Annotated in this window: 22 protein-coding genes and 2 tRNA genes; 13 read left to right on the top strand and 11 right to left on the bottom strand. The window is 53.9% G+C overall.

Annotation, left to right across the window (positions count from 1 at the left end; all coding sequences use genetic code 11):
• Positions 1-324: 324 nt before the first annotated feature.
• The 4 genes from AC1EK1_RS02905 to AC1EK1_RS02890 are packed head-to-tail and all read left to right on the top strand — an operon-like array spanning position 325 to position 2,114.
• Positions 325-1,212 carry an urea transporter gene (locus tag AC1EK1_RS02905; protein ID WP_480305623.1) on the top strand — a complete coding sequence of 296 codons (888 nt, stop codon included), beginning with the start codon at positions 325-327 and terminating at the stop codon, positions 1,210-1,212.
• A gap of 60 nt (positions 1,213-1,272) precedes the next feature.
• Entirely contained in the window at positions 1,273-1,662 is a 390-nt protein-coding gene (locus AC1EK1_RS02900; protein WP_480305622.1) for a fluoride efflux transporter FluC, read from the top strand.
• Positions 1,607-1,900 carry an HpaII family restriction endonuclease gene (locus tag AC1EK1_RS02895; RefSeq protein WP_480305621.1) on the top strand — a complete coding sequence of 98 codons (294 nt, stop codon included), beginning with the start codon at positions 1,607-1,609 and terminating at the stop codon, positions 1,898-1,900. The genes AC1EK1_RS02900 and AC1EK1_RS02895 overlap by 56 nt, the downstream gene beginning before the upstream one ends.
• Positions 1,812-2,114, top strand: coding sequence for an HpaII family restriction endonuclease (locus tag AC1EK1_RS02890; RefSeq protein ID WP_480305896.1), 303 nt, complete (start codon positions 1,812-1,814; stop codon positions 2,112-2,114). Before AC1EK1_RS02895 ends, AC1EK1_RS02890 begins: the two co-directional genes overlap by 89 nt.
• Before the next feature lie 219 nt (positions 2,115-2,333).
• Here AC1EK1_RS02890 and AC1EK1_RS02885 read toward each other — a convergent pair whose 3' ends face one another.
• The 7 genes from AC1EK1_RS02885 to ribD all read right to left on the bottom strand — a co-directional run bounded on the left by AC1EK1_RS02885 (position 2,334) and on the right by ribD (position 6,921).
• Positions 2,334-2,801 (bottom strand): ExbD/TolR family protein, encoded by a 468-nt coding sequence (locus tag AC1EK1_RS02885; protein ID WP_480305619.1) that lies wholly within the window; start codon positions 2,799-2,801, stop codon positions 2,334-2,336.
• Positions 2,802-2,825: 24 nt separating this feature from the next.
• The gene (locus tag AC1EK1_RS02880) at positions 2,826-3,413 is read right to left on the bottom strand and encodes an ExbD/TolR family protein (RefSeq protein WP_480305617.1); all 588 of its coding nucleotides are present in this window, start codon (positions 3,411-3,413) and stop codon (positions 2,826-2,828) included.
• A 31-nt stretch (positions 3,414-3,444) separates the two neighbouring features.
• Positions 3,445-3,921, bottom strand: a complete 477-nt coding sequence (locus AC1EK1_RS02875) for a hypothetical protein (protein WP_480305615.1) — start codon at positions 3,919-3,921, stop codon at positions 3,445-3,447.
• Positions 3,922-3,939: 18 nt separating this feature from the next.
• Complete coding sequence (locus tag AC1EK1_RS02870; protein ID WP_480305613.1) at positions 3,940-4,758, bottom strand: MotA/TolQ/ExbB proton channel family protein; 819 nt, start codon at positions 4,756-4,758, stop codon at positions 3,940-3,942.
• Between the two features lie 131 nt (positions 4,759-4,889).
• Positions 4,890-4,977: transfer RNA gene (locus AC1EK1_RS02865), tRNA-Ser, on the bottom strand.
• 184 nt (positions 4,978-5,161) lie between these two features.
• The gene (locus AC1EK1_RS02860; protein WP_480305611.1) at positions 5,162-5,947 is read right to left on the bottom strand and encodes a TatD family hydrolase; all 786 of its coding nucleotides are present in this window, start codon (positions 5,945-5,947) and stop codon (positions 5,162-5,164) included.
• Positions 5,944-6,921 (bottom strand): bifunctional diaminohydroxyphosphoribosylaminopyrimidine deaminase/5-amino-6-(5-phosphoribosylamino)uracil reductase RibD, encoded by a 978-nt coding sequence (ribD, locus tag AC1EK1_RS02855; RefSeq protein ID WP_480305610.1) that lies wholly within the window; start codon positions 6,919-6,921, stop codon positions 5,944-5,946. The genes AC1EK1_RS02860 and ribD overlap by 4 nt, the downstream gene beginning before the upstream one ends.
• 45 nt (positions 6,922-6,966) lie before the next feature.
• On the opposite strand from ribD, the gene prmC reads away from it, so the two are divergent.
• From prmC to AC1EK1_RS02835, 4 genes are read left to right on the top strand one after another with little or no spacing between them, the layout of a single operon-like run.
• The gene (prmC, locus tag AC1EK1_RS02850) at positions 6,967-7,842 is read left to right on the top strand and encodes a peptide chain release factor N(5)-glutamine methyltransferase (RefSeq protein WP_480305609.1); all 876 of its coding nucleotides are present in this window, start codon (positions 6,967-6,969) and stop codon (positions 7,840-7,842) included.
• Positions 7,833-8,354 (top strand): regulatory protein RecX, encoded by a 522-nt coding sequence (locus AC1EK1_RS02845; RefSeq protein WP_480305608.1) that lies wholly within the window; start codon positions 7,833-7,835, stop codon positions 8,352-8,354. The genes prmC and AC1EK1_RS02845 overlap by 10 nt, the downstream gene beginning before the upstream one ends.
• Positions 8,335-9,036 carry a ComF family protein gene (locus AC1EK1_RS02840; RefSeq protein ID WP_480305606.1) on the top strand — a complete coding sequence of 234 codons (702 nt, stop codon included), beginning with the start codon at positions 8,335-8,337 and terminating at the stop codon, positions 9,034-9,036. Before AC1EK1_RS02845 ends, AC1EK1_RS02840 begins: the two co-directional genes overlap by 20 nt.
• Complete coding sequence (locus AC1EK1_RS02835) at positions 9,033-9,947, top strand: site-specific tyrosine recombinase (RefSeq protein ID WP_480305605.1); 915 nt, start codon at positions 9,033-9,035, stop codon at positions 9,945-9,947. Before AC1EK1_RS02840 ends, AC1EK1_RS02835 begins: the two co-directional genes overlap by 4 nt.
• A gap of 6 nt (positions 9,948-9,953) precedes the next feature.
• Here AC1EK1_RS02835 and AC1EK1_RS02830 read toward each other — a convergent pair whose 3' ends face one another.
• From AC1EK1_RS02830 to AC1EK1_RS02820, 3 genes are all read right to left on the bottom strand, one after another.
• Positions 9,954-11,288, bottom strand: coding sequence for an MATE family efflux transporter (locus AC1EK1_RS02830; protein WP_480305604.1), 1,335 nt, complete (start codon positions 11,286-11,288; stop codon positions 9,954-9,956).
• A 165-nt stretch (positions 11,289-11,453) separates the two neighbouring features.
• Positions 11,454-11,527, bottom strand: a tRNA-Arg gene (locus tag AC1EK1_RS02825).
• Positions 11,528-12,312: 785 nt separating this feature from the next.
• Positions 12,313-12,957, bottom strand: a complete 645-nt coding sequence (locus tag AC1EK1_RS02820; protein WP_480309151.1) for a S24 family peptidase — start codon at positions 12,955-12,957, stop codon at positions 12,313-12,315.
• Positions 12,958-13,248: 291 nt separating this feature from the next.
• Here AC1EK1_RS02820 and AC1EK1_RS02815 point away from each other — a divergent pair, with 291 nt between their 5' ends.
• A complete protein-coding gene (locus tag AC1EK1_RS02815; RefSeq protein WP_480305602.1) occupies positions 13,249-13,476 on the top strand; it encodes a hypothetical protein in 228 nt (75 codons plus the stop codon).
• On the opposite strand, the gene AC1EK1_RS02810 is transcribed toward AC1EK1_RS02815, so the two are convergent.
• Entirely contained in the window at positions 13,466-13,846 is a 381-nt protein-coding gene (locus AC1EK1_RS02810) for a hypothetical protein (RefSeq protein WP_480305601.1), read from the bottom strand. The genes AC1EK1_RS02815 and AC1EK1_RS02810 overlap by 11 nt on opposite strands.
• A 38-nt stretch (positions 13,847-13,884) precedes the next feature.
• Here AC1EK1_RS02810 and AC1EK1_RS02805 point away from each other — a divergent pair, with 38 nt between their 5' ends.
• From AC1EK1_RS02805 to AC1EK1_RS02790, 4 genes are all read left to right on the top strand, one after another.
• A complete protein-coding gene (locus AC1EK1_RS02805; RefSeq protein WP_480305599.1) occupies positions 13,885-14,088 on the top strand; it encodes a hypothetical protein in 204 nt (67 codons plus the stop codon).
• Entirely contained in the window at positions 14,085-14,282 is a 198-nt protein-coding gene (locus AC1EK1_RS02800; protein ID WP_480305597.1) for a helix-turn-helix domain-containing protein, read from the top strand. Before AC1EK1_RS02805 ends, AC1EK1_RS02800 begins: the two co-directional genes overlap by 4 nt.
• Before the next feature lie 24 nt (positions 14,283-14,306).
• A complete protein-coding gene (locus tag AC1EK1_RS02795) occupies positions 14,307-14,531 on the top strand; it encodes a hypothetical protein (protein WP_480305596.1) in 225 nt (74 codons plus the stop codon).
• 14 nt (positions 14,532-14,545) lie between these two features.
• Positions 14,546-14,965, top strand: a 420-nt coding sequence (locus tag AC1EK1_RS02790; RefSeq protein WP_480305595.1) for a hypothetical protein, incomplete at its 3' end; no start/stop codon positions are given.

The following is a 14,965-nucleotide window of genomic DNA, read 5'->3' as shown; positions in this document are numbered from 1 at the left end:
TTTTGAGTTTTTCGGCCGAAAGAAATAGTTTGTGCACGCATCGGGCTAACTTTCTCCGGGCGAGGCGTAGACTTTTCCGAGCGCAAAAGCTCCAAGAGCACCCCTCGGGCGCACCTGGAGCAACAGTACGAGGACATTGCTTCGTGCCACGTACTACAGATATTTTGCCTACTTTTGCCTAGGTATTGCCCACCGCAGTCTTCCCCCAAGCGGGGTGACACGGGATCGGTTGCTCGGAGCAGAAACCTACACACGGCCTCACACCGCACCTCCGACGACCACACAGTACGGATCCAACAACCCTTTGCGCCCCCCAAAAAAGTAATGGCCCAAGTCTTCTCCACCCTCCTGCACCACTGCAAACAACTACTCCGAGGTGTCGGTCAGGTCTTTTTTCTCCAAAACGCCCTCTCCGGTCTACTGCTACTCATCGGCATCGGCATCAACTCACTGCCCATGCTCCTCAGTGCCATCCTCGGAGCCATCACCTCCACCTACACAGCCATGCTGCTGAGGTACGACCGCACGGAGATCGAGCGGGGACTGTATGGGTTCAACGGCACACTGGTCGGCATCGCCGTCCTATTATTCTACGGTCTATCGCTCTTTTCGCTCGCCACGGTGGCTATCGGAGCCATGGTCACCACACCGCTGGCCCATCTGCTCAACCATAGGTGCCGTATCCCCGCCTACACCTTTCCTTTCGTCGCCACGGTCTGGGCAATCCTCCTACTCACCCGAGCAGGGATCCTGCCCCCACTACCCCTCACCGGCCAAGAGACGGCTCTACCCGCCGAAAGGCTGGACCTCCTGAGCAGCCTCGACTACGACCTGGGGCAGGTGATGTTTCAGGCCGACTCGCTCCTGACCGGCCTCCTATTCATGCTGGCCATCGTGATCGCCTCACGCGACCTCGCGCTCTATACCATTGCCGGCGTGGCAAGCTCGCTGGTGGTCACGCTATTCGACCTATTCCCGACAGCGGAGATCAATGCCGGACTGTATGGGTACAACGCCGTGCTGGTCGCCATGGCGGTAGGCGACAAGTCCGCACGAGGCCTCCTCAGGATCGTTGTGGGAGTCCTCCTGACCATCGCACTCCAGTTTGCAGGCATACGGCTGGGGGTCACCACCCTCACCGCCCCCTTTGTCTTTGCCACCTGGCTGGTCCTCATCGCCTCGCACCTGGTGGCCACCAAAAAGCAAGCCTGACCCTCGGGGGCAGGTGTCCGGTCACTCCGTTTTGTTTCTAGTAAGAGAGAGAGTAGTGGTATGTTGGTTTTGATTGACTTTTTGTACGTCATGCTCGGAGGTGCCCTCGGAGCGGCACTTCGGTATGCGGTGACACTGCTCACCGAATGGGCAAGCCCACTCCCCGGATACAGCTGGGTAGCCACACTTGTGGTAAACATCCTCGGCTCCTTTGCAATCGGCTACCTATCGGCCTGCGGCCTGTCACACCACTCCACGGGGCTTGTCGGTCGGCCATTCTTCGTGGTCGGACTGTGCGGGGGCTTCACCACCTTCTCCACCTTTGCGCTGGATCTATACGGACACTACAGCCGAGGGGCGATGGGCATGATGGTACTGTACCTGGTCGCATCGGTTGCCCTGTCGATCCTGGCACTGCTCGCCGGACTGTGGGCCGGCTCCCGCAGCTAACCCCCCACCCCCATCCCCGCAACCAAGTAAGGACAACGATAACAAGGTACTTTGTGGCAACAAAGAAGAGTGGAGTGAGGTCTATGTCCTGCTAAAATTACTGGGCGATGGCAAGCTGTACGCCGGGGATCTGGAGCTGAAACGGGTAGATCGAATCTGCTACATTATTCGACAAAAGACTGCTGACTGCTTTCGTGGTGGGGATGGTACCCAAAAAGGTCTGGCTGGGTCACTTTGATGCAAACGGTGGCTACCTTATCGTCAAAGAGGATGGCGAAATACTGGCCTATCACATCATGGAGTTGAGGACTTTTGAAAATCTACTTTTCAACCACTCCTATGTAGAACGACCAAGCACCCGTCGTCATGGATACGGGTTCATCAACCGTGACGGGGATACGGGGCATCTGAGGTTCAAACTCAACCTACAAATACGTATTGGCTGGCGCTAAAGCTGATCTCTATGGTGATGAAATCACCGTAAGGTGAGGGGGAGAAAGGAAAACAGAGTGAAAAAGCCGGACAGTGTGGCGGAGAAGGAACTCGGCTATCCGGCACAGAAAAAAAAGAAAATGGGTGCGACCAATTGGCTTGGTCACACCCATTTTCTTACATATCTCGAGGCTTACTCAATCATCTGCCTACTCAGATATAAAATACCGTGTCAGCGATCACTCACGTGTCTCTGTGGCGGAGTAGAATATCTTGAGGGCATCTGCCTCTCTCAGCTTTTGCTTTACTTCCGTAACGACACCCATCTTGGTATCCTTGTCGATCTTTAGGATCGTGGTCATGTAAGAGGCATCAACCTCCGACATGGACGACTTTTCCTGAGCGATAAAGTCAAAGATATCGTTGGGTGTGGCAAACTTGTCGTTGAGCTGTATGACGGCTTCGGTTCCGTACTGATCTCGGTACTGCTCCAATGGCTGTCCCATGTAGATGTAGGTACCGAGCGACTTCTTCTCAAACTTCACGAGTTCGGTAGCTTTAGGAAGGTCAAGGCTGACCATCATGGTCACTTCACGGATGGAAGTCACCATCATGATGAAGAACAAGAACGCAAATATCAAGTCCGGCAAGGACATGGTATTCAGCTCCGGCACTTCACGCGTATCACCTTTATTAAATTTTCCCATAATCTTTTCTCAAACTCTAGTGAATTACTTTCCTCCGTACTCCTTTGGGTTAGCCTCGGAGATATTCTGCGGATAGAGGTCGATCAGGACCTTTTGTTGCGCAGGCTCTAGCTCCTCAAACGACTTGCCCCATACAGAGCGGGCCTTTTCATCTCTCAGCTCAGAATATGCTTTGGTAAGGGTGTTTTGTACCCCGAGGTAGTCCTCGTAGCGCGTATCCACGTTGTTGGTCAGTGAAATAACGTGCTTTTTGGTCACCTTTTGGTCACCGATCATCGGGAAGTTTTCTACCGTACGCTCGGGTAGATCCTCACGATCATTTTCGTTGAGTACAAACTCCTTTACTTTGTCCTTGAGTGCGTCCTTGGTCACAAGTTCGCCATTGGCAAGGATCTCGCCTTGGTTGTTGACCAAGACACGGAGCATATTACGCCTATTGACGTCGATGGATATATCCTTTTGATCGGGCGGTACAGCAGGGGGTAGCTGTCGGGCAATACCCTTGTCTGTTCCCATCGAGGTCGTTAGCAGGAAGAACAGAAGCATGATAAAAGAGATATCGGCAGTAGACGACCCATTGATGCTGGGTACTTTCTTCTTTTTACGAGCCATAGTTGTATCTTTTTATAATGTTTCCGGTATCTTACTTCCTTCCGGCAAATACGCCGCGGACTCCACTCCAGATGAGGGCAAGGATGGTCAATGCCAACATCACGTATATGGAGTTAACCCACATATCTGAAAACTTGAGGTAAAAGTCTGTGTTGTAAACTTGGTTGTCTGTGCCGAGGTGAAGCGGCTCAGTGCTACCCAGTGCGTAAGAAACGCCTAGCAATACGACCAACCCAAGGATGGCCAGCAAGCCTCCGAGTGCGTTTTTGGCATTGGTTCGGAAGCTATTGACGAAGCCTACAACCGCAAAGCCGAGAAGCACCACCACTGATAGGCAGAAGACGCCGTAGCAGAAGAACAGCAACGCATCTGCAAACTTGGGCTCTGGCTTGGCTACTGTAGGATCAACATAGCCCCCGGCAAAGAAGGCTACAATGACCGCCAATGCGAGTATTGCTATGACAAGTAGCACTGTACTGGAGATTTTCCGTGCTTTAGTGACTGCCATAATCTTGTTTCTTACTTATTATTTGAGGTTTTTGAACTTGACGTTGTAGTCTACTACGAAGTCAATGAGAGTGATAGAAGCGTCCTCCATGTTGTTGAGGATGGCCTCATATTTTGCCAGGATGTAGTTGTAGAAGACCTGGAGGATCATCGCTACGATCAGACCGAAGATGGTGGTGATCAGGGCGACTTTCATACCTCCTGCGACTACTGTAGGGCTGATATCACCGGCTTGCTCAATCGTATCAAAGGCCAACACCATACCGATCACCGTACCAAGGAACCCTAGAGAAGGGGCAGTGGCGATGAAGAGGGTGATCCAGGAGAGGTTCTTCTCCAAAAGGCCGGCTTGCACACCACCGTAAGCGGTAATAGAGCGCTCTACCACGTCGAGGCTCTGATCCAGACGAAGAAGGGCCTGATAGGTGATGGAGGCAACGGGGCCACGAGTATCACGTGCGATATCCAGAGCACCTGCCACGTCGTTGGCATTGAGGCGAGCTTGGATCTCGTTGAGGAACTTTTCGTTGTTGGTTTCAGCGAGGTTCAGGTATATGATTCTCTCCAGACAGAAAGCCAAGCCGAGGATCATCACGAATGCGATAGAGGCCATAAACTCAGGACCTCCCTCGATAAACTTGGTCTTCAGAGCTTGGTGAAAACCACCATTGTCCTCTACTACGGGAACCTGCTCATCGGCAGTTGCCTCTTGGGCTGGAGCGGTTGCTTCTTGAGCTTCGGTCGTGGCCTCAGGAGCAGAGTCTTGTGCAACTACGACGTTGGCGACACCTAACGTCAGAAGGCCGGCTAAGGCGATGCTTGCCAAAAATCTTTTCATTGTAAGTTCTTCTTTTTTAAAGATTAGTGATTAAAAATTTTACTGTGTTTTTTCCTCAGCTTACCACCCCTCAGTTGCCCTCTGTATCCGGACAACCGCATCCAAGGGTAGCCGCCTTTTTCTTTTTCTTGCGGAGAGGGAGGGATTCGAACCCTCGAAACACTTTTGGTGTTTACACGCTTTCCAGGCGTGCCTCTTCAGCCACTCGAGCACCTCTCCATTGTATCTGATATAGGTATCCAACATGCCACTGCATGCGTTTTTTTTGCCTCCCAAATGCTTGCCTTTTCGGCCCTCAAATGCACCTATGGCAAGTATTCACCCCACAAATTTAGTTTATTTCTAGTTAACAAGCTACTTTTGGCCTGACTTTTTTCGTTTTCCACACCTCCACTCGGTCAACTCAGTACTCCAAACCAAACATTTCCAGAGAGTTTGCGAAAATCTGCCTTGCCACTTTTTCTTTTGAGATTCGGTAGACTTTCGCCAGTTCGTCAATGACAAGGGGCAGATTGGCCGGTTCGTTTCGCTTCCCTCTATGGGGCACGGGGCTCAAGTAGGGGGCATCCGTCTCGACCACGATGCGCTCCAAGGGGAGAAGGTCGGGCAAAAAGTCCCGCAAGGTGCTGTTTTTGAAAGTAAGGACACCATTGACACCAACCATAAAATGAGGCAAGGCTAGGATGGAGCACAACTCATCCGGGCTGTCGGTAAAGGAGTGAAACACACCCCGAATGTCATCGGCTCCTATCCGCTCGATCGCAGCGACCGCATCCATCGTGGCACTACGGCTGTGGACACTCACCGGCAGGCGATAGTCGCGTGCCCAAGTGAGCTGAGTGCAAAAAGCAGTGTTCATGGCCTCTTTTTCGTCCACACTCCAGTAGTAATCAAGTCCTATCTCACCGATAGCCACATACCTAGAGGGGCACTCCGTCAGCTTGTCGTGGAGGAGCCGGAGCTCTTGTCGCCAGTCACTGCCCATCTCCGTGGGATGCAACCCAATCATCGGACGAAAAAAGTCCGGTGCCAAGGAGCAGGCGTGCTCGAGATCAGGAAGTGAGGCGAGGTTGAGATTGGGGAGCAGTGCTGCCACCACACCGGCTTTTCGGGCACGGTCCACCACTTGTAGGAGGTCCGCCTCAAAGTCTGCACCGTAGAGGTGGGTATGGGTGTCTATGATCTTCATGGTCTGTAGAGAGTAATACGATTGGGGCCAAAGGTCCGGACTGAGATTGGACGGGCCGTCTCCGGCAATCGGGGTGCCGATACACCGTCATGTAGTAGGGTTGGAGCCGTCTCGACTCGGGCTTCGTCCCACAAGCCAAGGTCGATGAACGACTGCAGTACTTGGGGGCCGCCCTCTACCATGAGCGATGGGATGTTCTCTCGGGTCAAAAGGGAGGCGAGCGCCTCTGCGGAGAGGCTGCCAAGAGCTACCCAGCCGGTCGGAGCAGAGATCTGCGACGAGAGCAGGATCCGCAGTGGTGAATAGTGACTTGGGGGCCAGAGCCGATTGGTGAGGCTGGGACGATCGAGACAAAAGGTATGCCCGCCCACCAAGATTGCCTCATACTGCGATCGCAGACGATGCACCAGGAGCTGAGTGTACGGAGTGGAGAGCCGAGCCGGTGGCGTCGTGTCATCCGAGCGAAAACGGTCTACAAAGCCGTCCGCACTCTCTGCCCACTTTAGCAACACATAGGGCCTGTGGAGCTTTTGGTTGGTCAAAAAGACCTTGGCCAGCTCGCGGCATTGGCTCTCGAGGCACCCGACCTCCACCGACACACCGGCCTCCCTAAGGATGGCTACCCCTTTGCCGGCGACCAAGGGGTTCGGATCCATCGTACCCACCACCACATGCCCTACTCGCTCCGATACCAGCCTTCTGGCACAGGAGGGGGTGAGCCCCTCATGCGCACACGGCTCGAGGGTCACGTAGAGTGTGCTCTCGGGGATGAGCGGACGATCAGCGGAGGAGACACTATTCAGGCAGTGCACCTCGGCATGTGGTCCCCCCATGCATCTATGGTAGCCCTCACCGATCACCCGATCAGCACAGACTAGGACCGCTCCTACCCTGGGATTGAGTCGCACCTCTCGGCTCTCGGCCCGATAGCCAAGGTCGATGGCACGCCACATATAGTACTCATGTGATGGCATTGTTTTTTAGCTTAACTTTGTCTCTCCTCAGTCAACACACACAGCATGGAAAACATCCAAGCCCTACACCATACCCTCTCCGACCGTCTGAAGTCCTACTATACACCCACAGAAGCCGACTCCCTCGCCCGCTATATGCTCGAAGAGGTGACCGGCAAGCAGTACCCGCTGCTGATACTTGAGGGCTACAAAGTTAGCGATTTCGAGCGAGACCGTCTGGAGGAGATGACGATCCGGTTGCTGGAGCACGAACCTTGGCAACAGATTATCGGGTACACCGACTTTTGCGACCTCAGGATCCACGTCACGCCCGATGTCCTGATCCCCCGTCCCGAGACCGAAGAGCTTTGCCTACGGATTCGGGAGCGTTGCACACTTCCTCCCGGGGCACACATTTTGGACGCCGGCACCGGATCCGGTGCCATAGCCATAGCCCTGGCGCACTTCTTTCCCACAGCAGAGGTGACCGCACTTGACCTCAGTGTCGCCGCACTGCAAGTCGCCTCCGACAACGCCCACCGGCTCGGTCTCACCAATATCACCTTCCGGCAAGCCGATCTGCGCAGCCACACACCCGACACCCCACTTGACCTCATTGTCAGCAATCCCCCCTACGTCCTCGAGTCCGAGCAGTCACAGATGGCACCACACGTCTTGGAACGAGAGCCACACGCTGCACTCTTTGTCCCCGACGACGACCCTCAGCTCTACTACAGACTATTGCTCCAGCGAGTTGTCCCTGCGCTACGCCCCGGAGGGATCATTGCTCTGGAGCTCAACCACCACACGGCCCTCGAGACAAGCCGGCTCTACCAAAGCGCCGGCCTAGACACCGAGCTACTCCAAGACTTTCGAGGGCTCAGTCGCTTCCTTTTTGCCAAAAAAACCACCTCACAGCCCACCCCAAAACCATGCCTATAGAGACAGACGAGTACAAAAGGCTGCTCAACAAAGCCGCAGCCTATGCCGCCAAGGCAGAGCGATCGCCCCGAGAAGTCGCCGAAAAGGTACGACAGTGGGCCCACGAACCGATCGAGGAGCAAGAGCTCCAAAAGATCATCGAGGACTTGCGCCAAGACCATTTTGTGGACGAGGAGCGATACGCACGACACTACACAGCTGACAAAGTACGCTTTCTCAAAAAAGGGCCCCTACTCATCCGACGTGAATTGGCCCAAAAGGGCATCCCGTCACCGATCATAGACCAAGCCCTGCTCGCCATATCCGATGAGACATGGGCCGATGCCCTCGTACAATACCTCCTCCCCAAAGCTGACTCCTACCGCCAAAAGTCCGACTCCGACTACCACTACCGTGCGCGACTCATGCAAGCCGCCTACCTACGAGGCTACCCCATGGAGCTAGCCGAGGTGGCCATGGACTCTCCCGAGCTGGCCATAGACAATCCCCACAATGACGACAAGTGGTATTAGTCGACTGATCGACTTCCTCTTTCCCGGCTACTGCATCTGTTGCGGGGATCGGTTGCCGGCAGAGCGACACTTCATCTGCGCCTCATGCTTTGAGGCACTGCCACGATACGAGGGGCACACACACTACTACGATGTCACCCCACGCATAGAGGGCTATGCGCCATACAACGAGTACCACGCAGACCTAGTATTCACCCACACCAATGCCGTCCGAGACCTTATCCATTACATCAAGTACCGCCGGAGCCCCCTACTCGCCACCTCCCTCGTAGAGTACTTCCTCCCCGGACACCTCCACATGGGACACTACGCCGATATCTCCACCGTCGTCCCCGTCCCACTCTCCCCCAAGCGACTGCATCAGCGCGGCTACAACCAATCGGACTACCTAGCCACACCACTCGCACAAGCCCTACACGCAGAGCTCCTCACCCAAGCCATCGTCCGACACACCGACTCCGCCACAGACACCCAGACCACACGCAATAGAGAGCAGCGCTGGGAGAGCATGGATGGCATCTTTGCCGTAGAGACACCCGGCACCTTCACCGGCAAGCGAGTCCTACTCGTCGATGACCTCCTCACATCAGGAGCCACACTCGTCCACCTGGCACAAGCAGTGCTAGCCGACGGCGCAGAGTCCATATCCTACTACACACTGGCAGTAGACGAACAATCATGACACCGGCCCAAAACAACCTCACCGAGATCATCGACGATTACCGACAGTATCTCCTACTCGAGCGAAACCTCTCCCCCAATACACTGGAGAGCTACCTCAACGACCTCAAGCACCTCATCGAGTACAGCGACGAGACAGCCACACCGGTACTGGAGATGACCTACCCCACCCTGGAGCGACTACTCGCCTACCTGGCAGATCTAGGATTGGGACAGAGGAGCATGTCGCGCGTCATCAGTGGCATCAAGTCCTTCTACAACTTCCTCGAGCTCGAGGAGATACTCCCCCAAAACCCCACCCTCCTACTCGACACCCCATCCATCGGACGCTCACTGCCCGAGGTACTCACCATAGAGGAGGTAGATGCCCTACTCGACGCCATAGACACCTCCACCCCCAACGGCACACGAGACGCCGCACTCCTCGAGGTACTCTACAGCTGCGGGCTACGCGTCAGCGAAGCATGCGGGCTCACCTTCTCACACCTATTCCTCGACGAAAGCTACGTCCGCATCCTCGGAAAAGGGTCCAAAGAGCGACTCGTGCCCATGTCACGCATCTGCATCGATAGGATAAACGACTACCTCCCCATACGACACGAGCTCATCCCCAAGCCCGGCTACACCGACCACCTATTCATCAGTCGAAACCGCACCGCCATCTCACGACAGATGGTCTTCCTCACCATCAAGCGACTGGCTGTCTTGGCCGGCATCACACGAGAGATCTCCCCACACACCCTTCGCCACAGCTTTGCCACACACCTACTCGAGGGGGGAGCCAACCTTCAGGCCATCCGAGACCTACTTGGCCACGCCAGCATCTCCACCACCGAGCTGTACACACACATCGACCGTCAAAAGCTACGAGACGAGATCCTACTCCACCATCCACGCAACACCGCCCCCTAGCCCAGACTACAGGCGGCTCACCACTCGACGATACCGCCACAGCAGCAACACCCCCAGAGTCGTCAGCCCTATCGGGAAACCCAGCCAGACACCCACCACACCCATGCCGAAACGGATACCTAGCAAGTAGCCCATCAAGATCGTCATTACGGCATACGAAAAAAGTGCCGCACCTGCCGTAAACCTCACGTCACGCATACCACGCAAAGCGTTGGAGTACAAGATCTGCAACACATCACCAGGCTGATAGAGACAGAGGATCAAGCAGAGCTGAGCACCCAGAGCCACCACCGCCTCATCCGTCACAAAAAGGCGACAAATCTCCTCCCTAAAGAGCAAAAGCATCACCACCAGAGAGACAGCCAGCAGGGCATGGATAGACAAGCCACTACGCACCGACCGACGCACCCCCTCACTATCCCTTAGTTCATAGAAGTGCCCCACACGTATCGCCACCGCACTGGAGATACCATAGTACATCATGAAGCCCAGCGTACTCAGCGTATTGGCCACCTGGTGAGCCGCAAGCGGAATCGTACCCAGCCAGCCAATCATCACCACAGCGATACTAAAAGAGCCCGACTCCAGCCCCATCTGCATACCCGACGGCAGTCCCAGCCCAAAAAGACGCTTCAGCTCATCACCACGCACACGCCCCCCCACACACTTCGCCTCCCGAAAGATTTGTCCGAAACGCGCCGTCCCATGCACCGCATAGAGCAAGATCAGCAAGCTCAGCAAACGAGCCACAAAAGTAGCCACACCCGCACCAAGCAAGCCCAGCTCCGGAAAACCCAGCTTACCATAGATCAGCAGATAGTTCAGCAGCACATTCACCACATTCGCATACAGGATCGACTGCATACTCACCCGAGTCTGCTCCACCCCATCCACCAATTGCTTATAGGCATTGAACACAGACATTGGCAAGATACTCACCAGCTGGATCAGATAGTACGGCACGATCAGAGGCGTCAGCTCAGCAGGCTGACCCAGCCAATCCAAACGCCACAAAAACAAACCCATCACAGCCGACAACACCAGCCCCACCAGCACATTCGCCAGCACACTGCTCTTCAGCAAACTCTTCAGGCGACCATCCCCCACAGCATAGCTACCGGCCACCAGAGGGGTCAGCCCATAGCTAAAGCCCATCCCCAGCACAAAAGCGATATTCACAAAGTTGTTGACAAAAGAAGCCGCACCCAGCTCCGCAGTTCCATACCGCCCCACCATGATGTTGTCCACAAAACCCACCATGATGACCCCCATCTGACCGAGCATTATTGGCGTACCCAGTCGCCATATCGCACGAGCATGAGGATTTGTCAGATAGTTCATACACACAAGAGATTATATTGACTACTCGAGAAAAGGGGCCGATGCCACCCTCGCAAAAAAAACACCACCATCGGGTCCGAAAGGCTACTTTCTTCCACCGAGGATGGCTACAAAGAACCTCCGATCCACACCCCACGAAGGATGGCCGGATTGGTTCCGAAACAGTGACTCCTAAAGGATTCAAACCTTTAACCTTCTGATCCGTAGTCAGATGCTCTATTCAGTTGAGCTAAGGAGCCAATCAACAGACCGAGAAACCCCGATCCTTGTGACCGCAAAGGTACGCACTTTTCTCGAAATTTCCAAAACCACCCACCCCAAATACAAAAAAGGCGAGCGAAAAATCGTCTATCCGTCCAAGCAATCGCTTCTATCCGTGAAAACACTCGCTTCTATCCGTGAAAACTTTCGCTTCTATCCGTGAAACCCAAAGCCCCGCATAAGCACCTGATTATCAACACTCCACAAAATGGCGTTTTTCAGCATCATTTGCCGACCTGCTTTGCGACCCCTGGCGGGGTCGGCAGGTGGTGGGGTGACCGTCTTTTCCGGGGGTCATCGTCGGGCCTCCGCCCCTCCTCGACCGCCCGGCTATGAAAGCGCGACCCCTCACGGGGTCGGCAGACCCGGATCTCTGACCCGTCATCTGGACAAACCAAGGGTCGCAAAATTGGGTCCACAGCACCCCGCCAAGGGTGCCTAGTAGCCAGGTGTCGAGGGGCGGAGCCACGATGACCCGGAACCGCAAGCCCCGCGCCCTCCCCTCCGACCCCGCCAGGGGTCGCAAAGCGAATCGGCAAAATTTGATCGCCAAAAACAAAAAAGGTGGTGAAGTGCATAGCGCTTCACCACCTTTTGCGGTCTGGACGGGACTCGAACCCGTGACCTCCTGCGTGACAGGTATTTGTCAGACCTTATAAATGAGTGTATGTGTGGTGATTATAATTGCGGAGAGGTTGCTTGCTCGTGATTTGCGCTTTTTGGGTTGTTTGTACTTTGGTTTGTATGTTGTTATGTGTCTATGTCAGAGGTTTTTGCGAGAGAGGGAGACTGCGTGGTAGATCATAGCTACGTCCGCCAAGTCTACGTCAAAATCGGAGTAAAGGGGGTTCAGGGAGTGTAGGGTGATGGTGTGGTTGGCGACATCGTGGCGGACAATCTTTTTGATGAGTATACCCTCGGTTCGGGTGACGACTACCCAAATGTTGTAACGGTCTATGTGCAGTCGTGCGTTTTTGTAGTAGTCGACCGGGACCAGCTTGGCGAGTACTTCGTCGCCTTTTTCGAGCCGTGGCTCCATTGAGTCGCCAGCTACGGTAAAGACTACGTGGTCACGGGCTGAGGTGCCGGGGGCTACCAGGACCATGCGTTTTTGGCTGAGTTCGTCGGGGAAGACATCTCGGTACCAGCCCAGTTCGCCTGCCATTGCCTCGTAGGGTACCAGTGGTACCTCGATCCAATGTTGATCCTCGGGTGGTAGGACGGTGGCTTCGTTGGTCGGTCTCTGTTTTACCAACATCTCGCCCTCGCCGAATAACAGCCAGTCTCTGTTTAGGTCTGGATATTTCTCTGTAATGCTCTCAAGTTTATCATGTCCTATAGACTTCCTTATTGAGCTTACATATCCATTTGATAGAGCAATGCTCCTTTCAAAATCCCTTACTGTCATGTTTTTTTCGCTTATGTAGCGGAGCAATCGATCTTTTACAGTACTCATAATCAGACTATTATAACGTTTAACCTAGTTTAACTAGAGCAAAGCTCCGATTTTCCTTGTTTGTTTCGGTGCATTGCTCTATCTTTGCCAAGTAAGTAACAAAGCAAGTAACACTTTGAGGACAAAGTAAAAAGAGTAGGTGCTTTTGGGAGCCCTACTTTCGTGACTAGATCTTACGCTCTAAAGGTACGTACTCTTTTTCGATCCTCCAAGGTTTTTAACAATTGAGTGCAAAAAATGAACATGGAACAAGACAAATGGCAAAAGGAGCTGGACGAGATGAAACGGAGAAACAAATGGATGATTAAAGGCTTGATTATCCTCTCTCCGCTGGTGTGTGTCGTGGAGTTGCTGAACATATGGGGCACGGACACCTACCGAGGAAACTTGCCTATGCAGATCGGCCTCTCCGTTTTTGTGGTGGCCGTTATTGGATATGTCTTATACAGCTTGCTAACCCTTAAAGAATAGAAAAGTGTTCGAGTACCCTCAGTAAAAACGATAGCAGAGCTATGATAAATCCAAATAGCGCTATACGGTTGGCGGTCCTTGCCACTTTGTGCGTCGCCTCTTGTTGCTTTTCTATGATCAGCCACTGTTCGGTAGCGTCTATCTTGTTGCGGAGGTCGGGGTACTCGCCAATGTACTGCCTGCCGTCAGGTGTGAGCCTGAGCATGCCGGTAGTGGGTGAGTGCCTGACCAAGCCACGACGGCTCAGCGAAAACACCGCCTCCCCCAAGTCATTGACACCATCGACACGGTCCGGGCAAACCTGCCTATCGTGAGTGATGAGGTACTTGAGCAACGCCGCCTCATCTGGCGTTAACCTTATCCGATCCATAAGACAGCAAAACAATAAACACTAGACAAATATACCAAATGAGAAAAATCGAAAAACTGACGCTGGATGTGTTTGAGGCCATTCCGGTAGGTGGGGAGCAGACGTTCCAACTGCCCGACCGAAACACCATCTACAATGCCAAGTCCTACGCCTATCAGCTGGGCGGACGGTATGAGTATCGGGTCACCATAAGGACGGACCTGAACAAGTGTACCATCACCATTAGGAAAGAGAGACTATGACGACAACGGAACCTAACGTGAAACTGAATGATCGGTACTCGACCACTCAGGTGGCGGAGCTACTGGGGGTGGATGTGACCACGGTGCGGAGGCACACGAGGGCTGGGTACCTGAAGTGCGGATACTGGAGGCACAACGGCCGGAGATTCTACACCGGACGGGAGATACTGAGGTACTACTGTGCACAGATGTAGCAAACAACAAACAACAACAAGACTATGAAAGAGAACGTAAAACTTGGGGCGGTGATCCTGGCGCTTGGTTTGGCCATGATCCTATTTCTTGTAGGGCTGGTGTGCCTGATGGCGATACCCGTTGGCGACTTGTCGCTGGGCGCTTGGGCGCTCTACTTGCTGGGATCCAAGGTGCTGGCGGTGGTATGTATAGCAGTGGCGGCAGTCCTGTCTAGGACGGCAACGAGGGTATATACATGTATTCAGTAAACAACAACAAGACCATGGAAGAGAAGAAATACAAACTGCTGGAGGAGGACACAATAGAGGTGGACGGGCGGACGCTGTACCGTGTCGAGGCTCTCAAAGACTTTTGTGGTGTCAGAAAGGGGGACAGGGGGGGCTACGTGGAGAGCGAGAAGAACCTATCGCACCACAACTATTGCTGGGTGGGCGGAGAGGCCAAAGTGTATGACTCTGCCGAAGTGTGTTACTGTGCCCGAGTGTACGATTGTGCCAAAGTGTGTGGCAATGCCAAAGTGTGTGGCAATGCCAAAGTGTGTAGAAATGCCCAAGTGTATGGCTTTGCCAAAGTGTATGGCAATGCCCAAGTGTATGGCTTTGCCCAAGTGTATGGCAATGCCCAAGTGTATGGCTTTGCCCAAGTGTATGGCAATGCCCAAGTGTATGGCTTTGCCCAAGTG

This window comes from Porphyromonas sp. C0026D3 (assembly GCF_056590775.1).
This window is presented reverse-complemented; position numbering and strand designations above follow the sequence as displayed.

Excerpts from the sequence above, each read along its gene's own strand:
- AC1EK1_RS02800 (WP_480305597.1), top strand. The coding sequence starts at position 14,085 with ATGACGACAACGGAACCTAACGTGAAACTGAATGATCGGTACTCGACC.
- prmC (WP_480305609.1), top strand. The coding sequence starts at position 6,967 with ATGGAAAACATCCAAGCCCTACACCATACCCTCTCCGACCGTCTGAAG.
- AC1EK1_RS02860 (WP_480305611.1), bottom strand. The coding sequence starts at position 5,947 with ATGAAGATCATAGACACCCATACCCACCTCTACGGTGCAGACTTTGAG.
- AC1EK1_RS02805 (WP_480305599.1), top strand. The coding sequence starts at position 13,885 with ATGAGAAAAATCGAAAAACTGACGCTGGATGTGTTTGAGGCCATTCCG.
- AC1EK1_RS02815 (WP_480305602.1), top strand. The coding sequence starts at position 13,249 with ATGGAACAAGACAAATGGCAAAAGGAGCTGGACGAGATGAAACGGAGA.
- ribD (WP_480305610.1), bottom strand. The coding sequence starts at position 6,921 with ATGCCATCACATGAGTACTATATGTGGCGTGCCATCGACCTTGGCTAT.
- AC1EK1_RS02880 (WP_480305617.1), bottom strand. The coding sequence starts at position 3,413 with ATGGCTCGTAAAAAGAAGAAAGTACCCAGCATCAATGGGTCGTCTACT.
- AC1EK1_RS02830 (WP_480305604.1), bottom strand. The coding sequence starts at position 11,288 with ATGAACTATCTGACAAATCCTCATGCTCGTGCGATATGGCGACTGGGT.
- AC1EK1_RS02875 (WP_480305615.1), bottom strand. The coding sequence starts at position 3,921 with ATGGCAGTCACTAAAGCACGGAAAATCTCCAGTACAGTGCTACTTGTC.
- AC1EK1_RS02810 (WP_480305601.1), bottom strand. The coding sequence starts at position 13,846 with ATGGATCGGATAAGGTTAACGCCAGATGAGGCGGCGTTGCTCAAGTAC.
- AC1EK1_RS02795 (WP_480305596.1), top strand. The coding sequence starts at position 14,307 with ATGAAAGAGAACGTAAAACTTGGGGCGGTGATCCTGGCGCTTGGTTTG.
- AC1EK1_RS02905 (WP_480305623.1), top strand. The coding sequence starts at position 325 with ATGGCCCAAGTCTTCTCCACCCTCCTGCACCACTGCAAACAACTACTC.
- AC1EK1_RS02835 (WP_480305605.1), top strand. The coding sequence starts at position 9,033 with ATGACACCGGCCCAAAACAACCTCACCGAGATCATCGACGATTACCGA.
- AC1EK1_RS02840 (WP_480305606.1), top strand. The coding sequence starts at position 8,335 with ATGACGACAAGTGGTATTAGTCGACTGATCGACTTCCTCTTTCCCGGC.
- AC1EK1_RS02820 (WP_480309151.1), bottom strand. The coding sequence starts at position 12,957 with ATGACAGTAAGGGATTTTGAAAGGAGCATTGCTCTATCAAATGGATAT.
- AC1EK1_RS02870 (WP_480305613.1), bottom strand. The coding sequence starts at position 4,758 with ATGAAAAGATTTTTGGCAAGCATCGCCTTAGCCGGCCTTCTGACGTTA.
- AC1EK1_RS02845 (WP_480305608.1), top strand. The coding sequence starts at position 7,833 with ATGCCTATAGAGACAGACGAGTACAAAAGGCTGCTCAACAAAGCCGCA.
- AC1EK1_RS02885 (WP_480305619.1), bottom strand. The coding sequence starts at position 2,801 with ATGGGAAAATTTAATAAAGGTGATACGCGTGAAGTGCCGGAGCTGAAT.
- AC1EK1_RS02900 (WP_480305622.1), top strand. The coding sequence starts at position 1,273 with ATGTTGGTTTTGATTGACTTTTTGTACGTCATGCTCGGAGGTGCCCTC.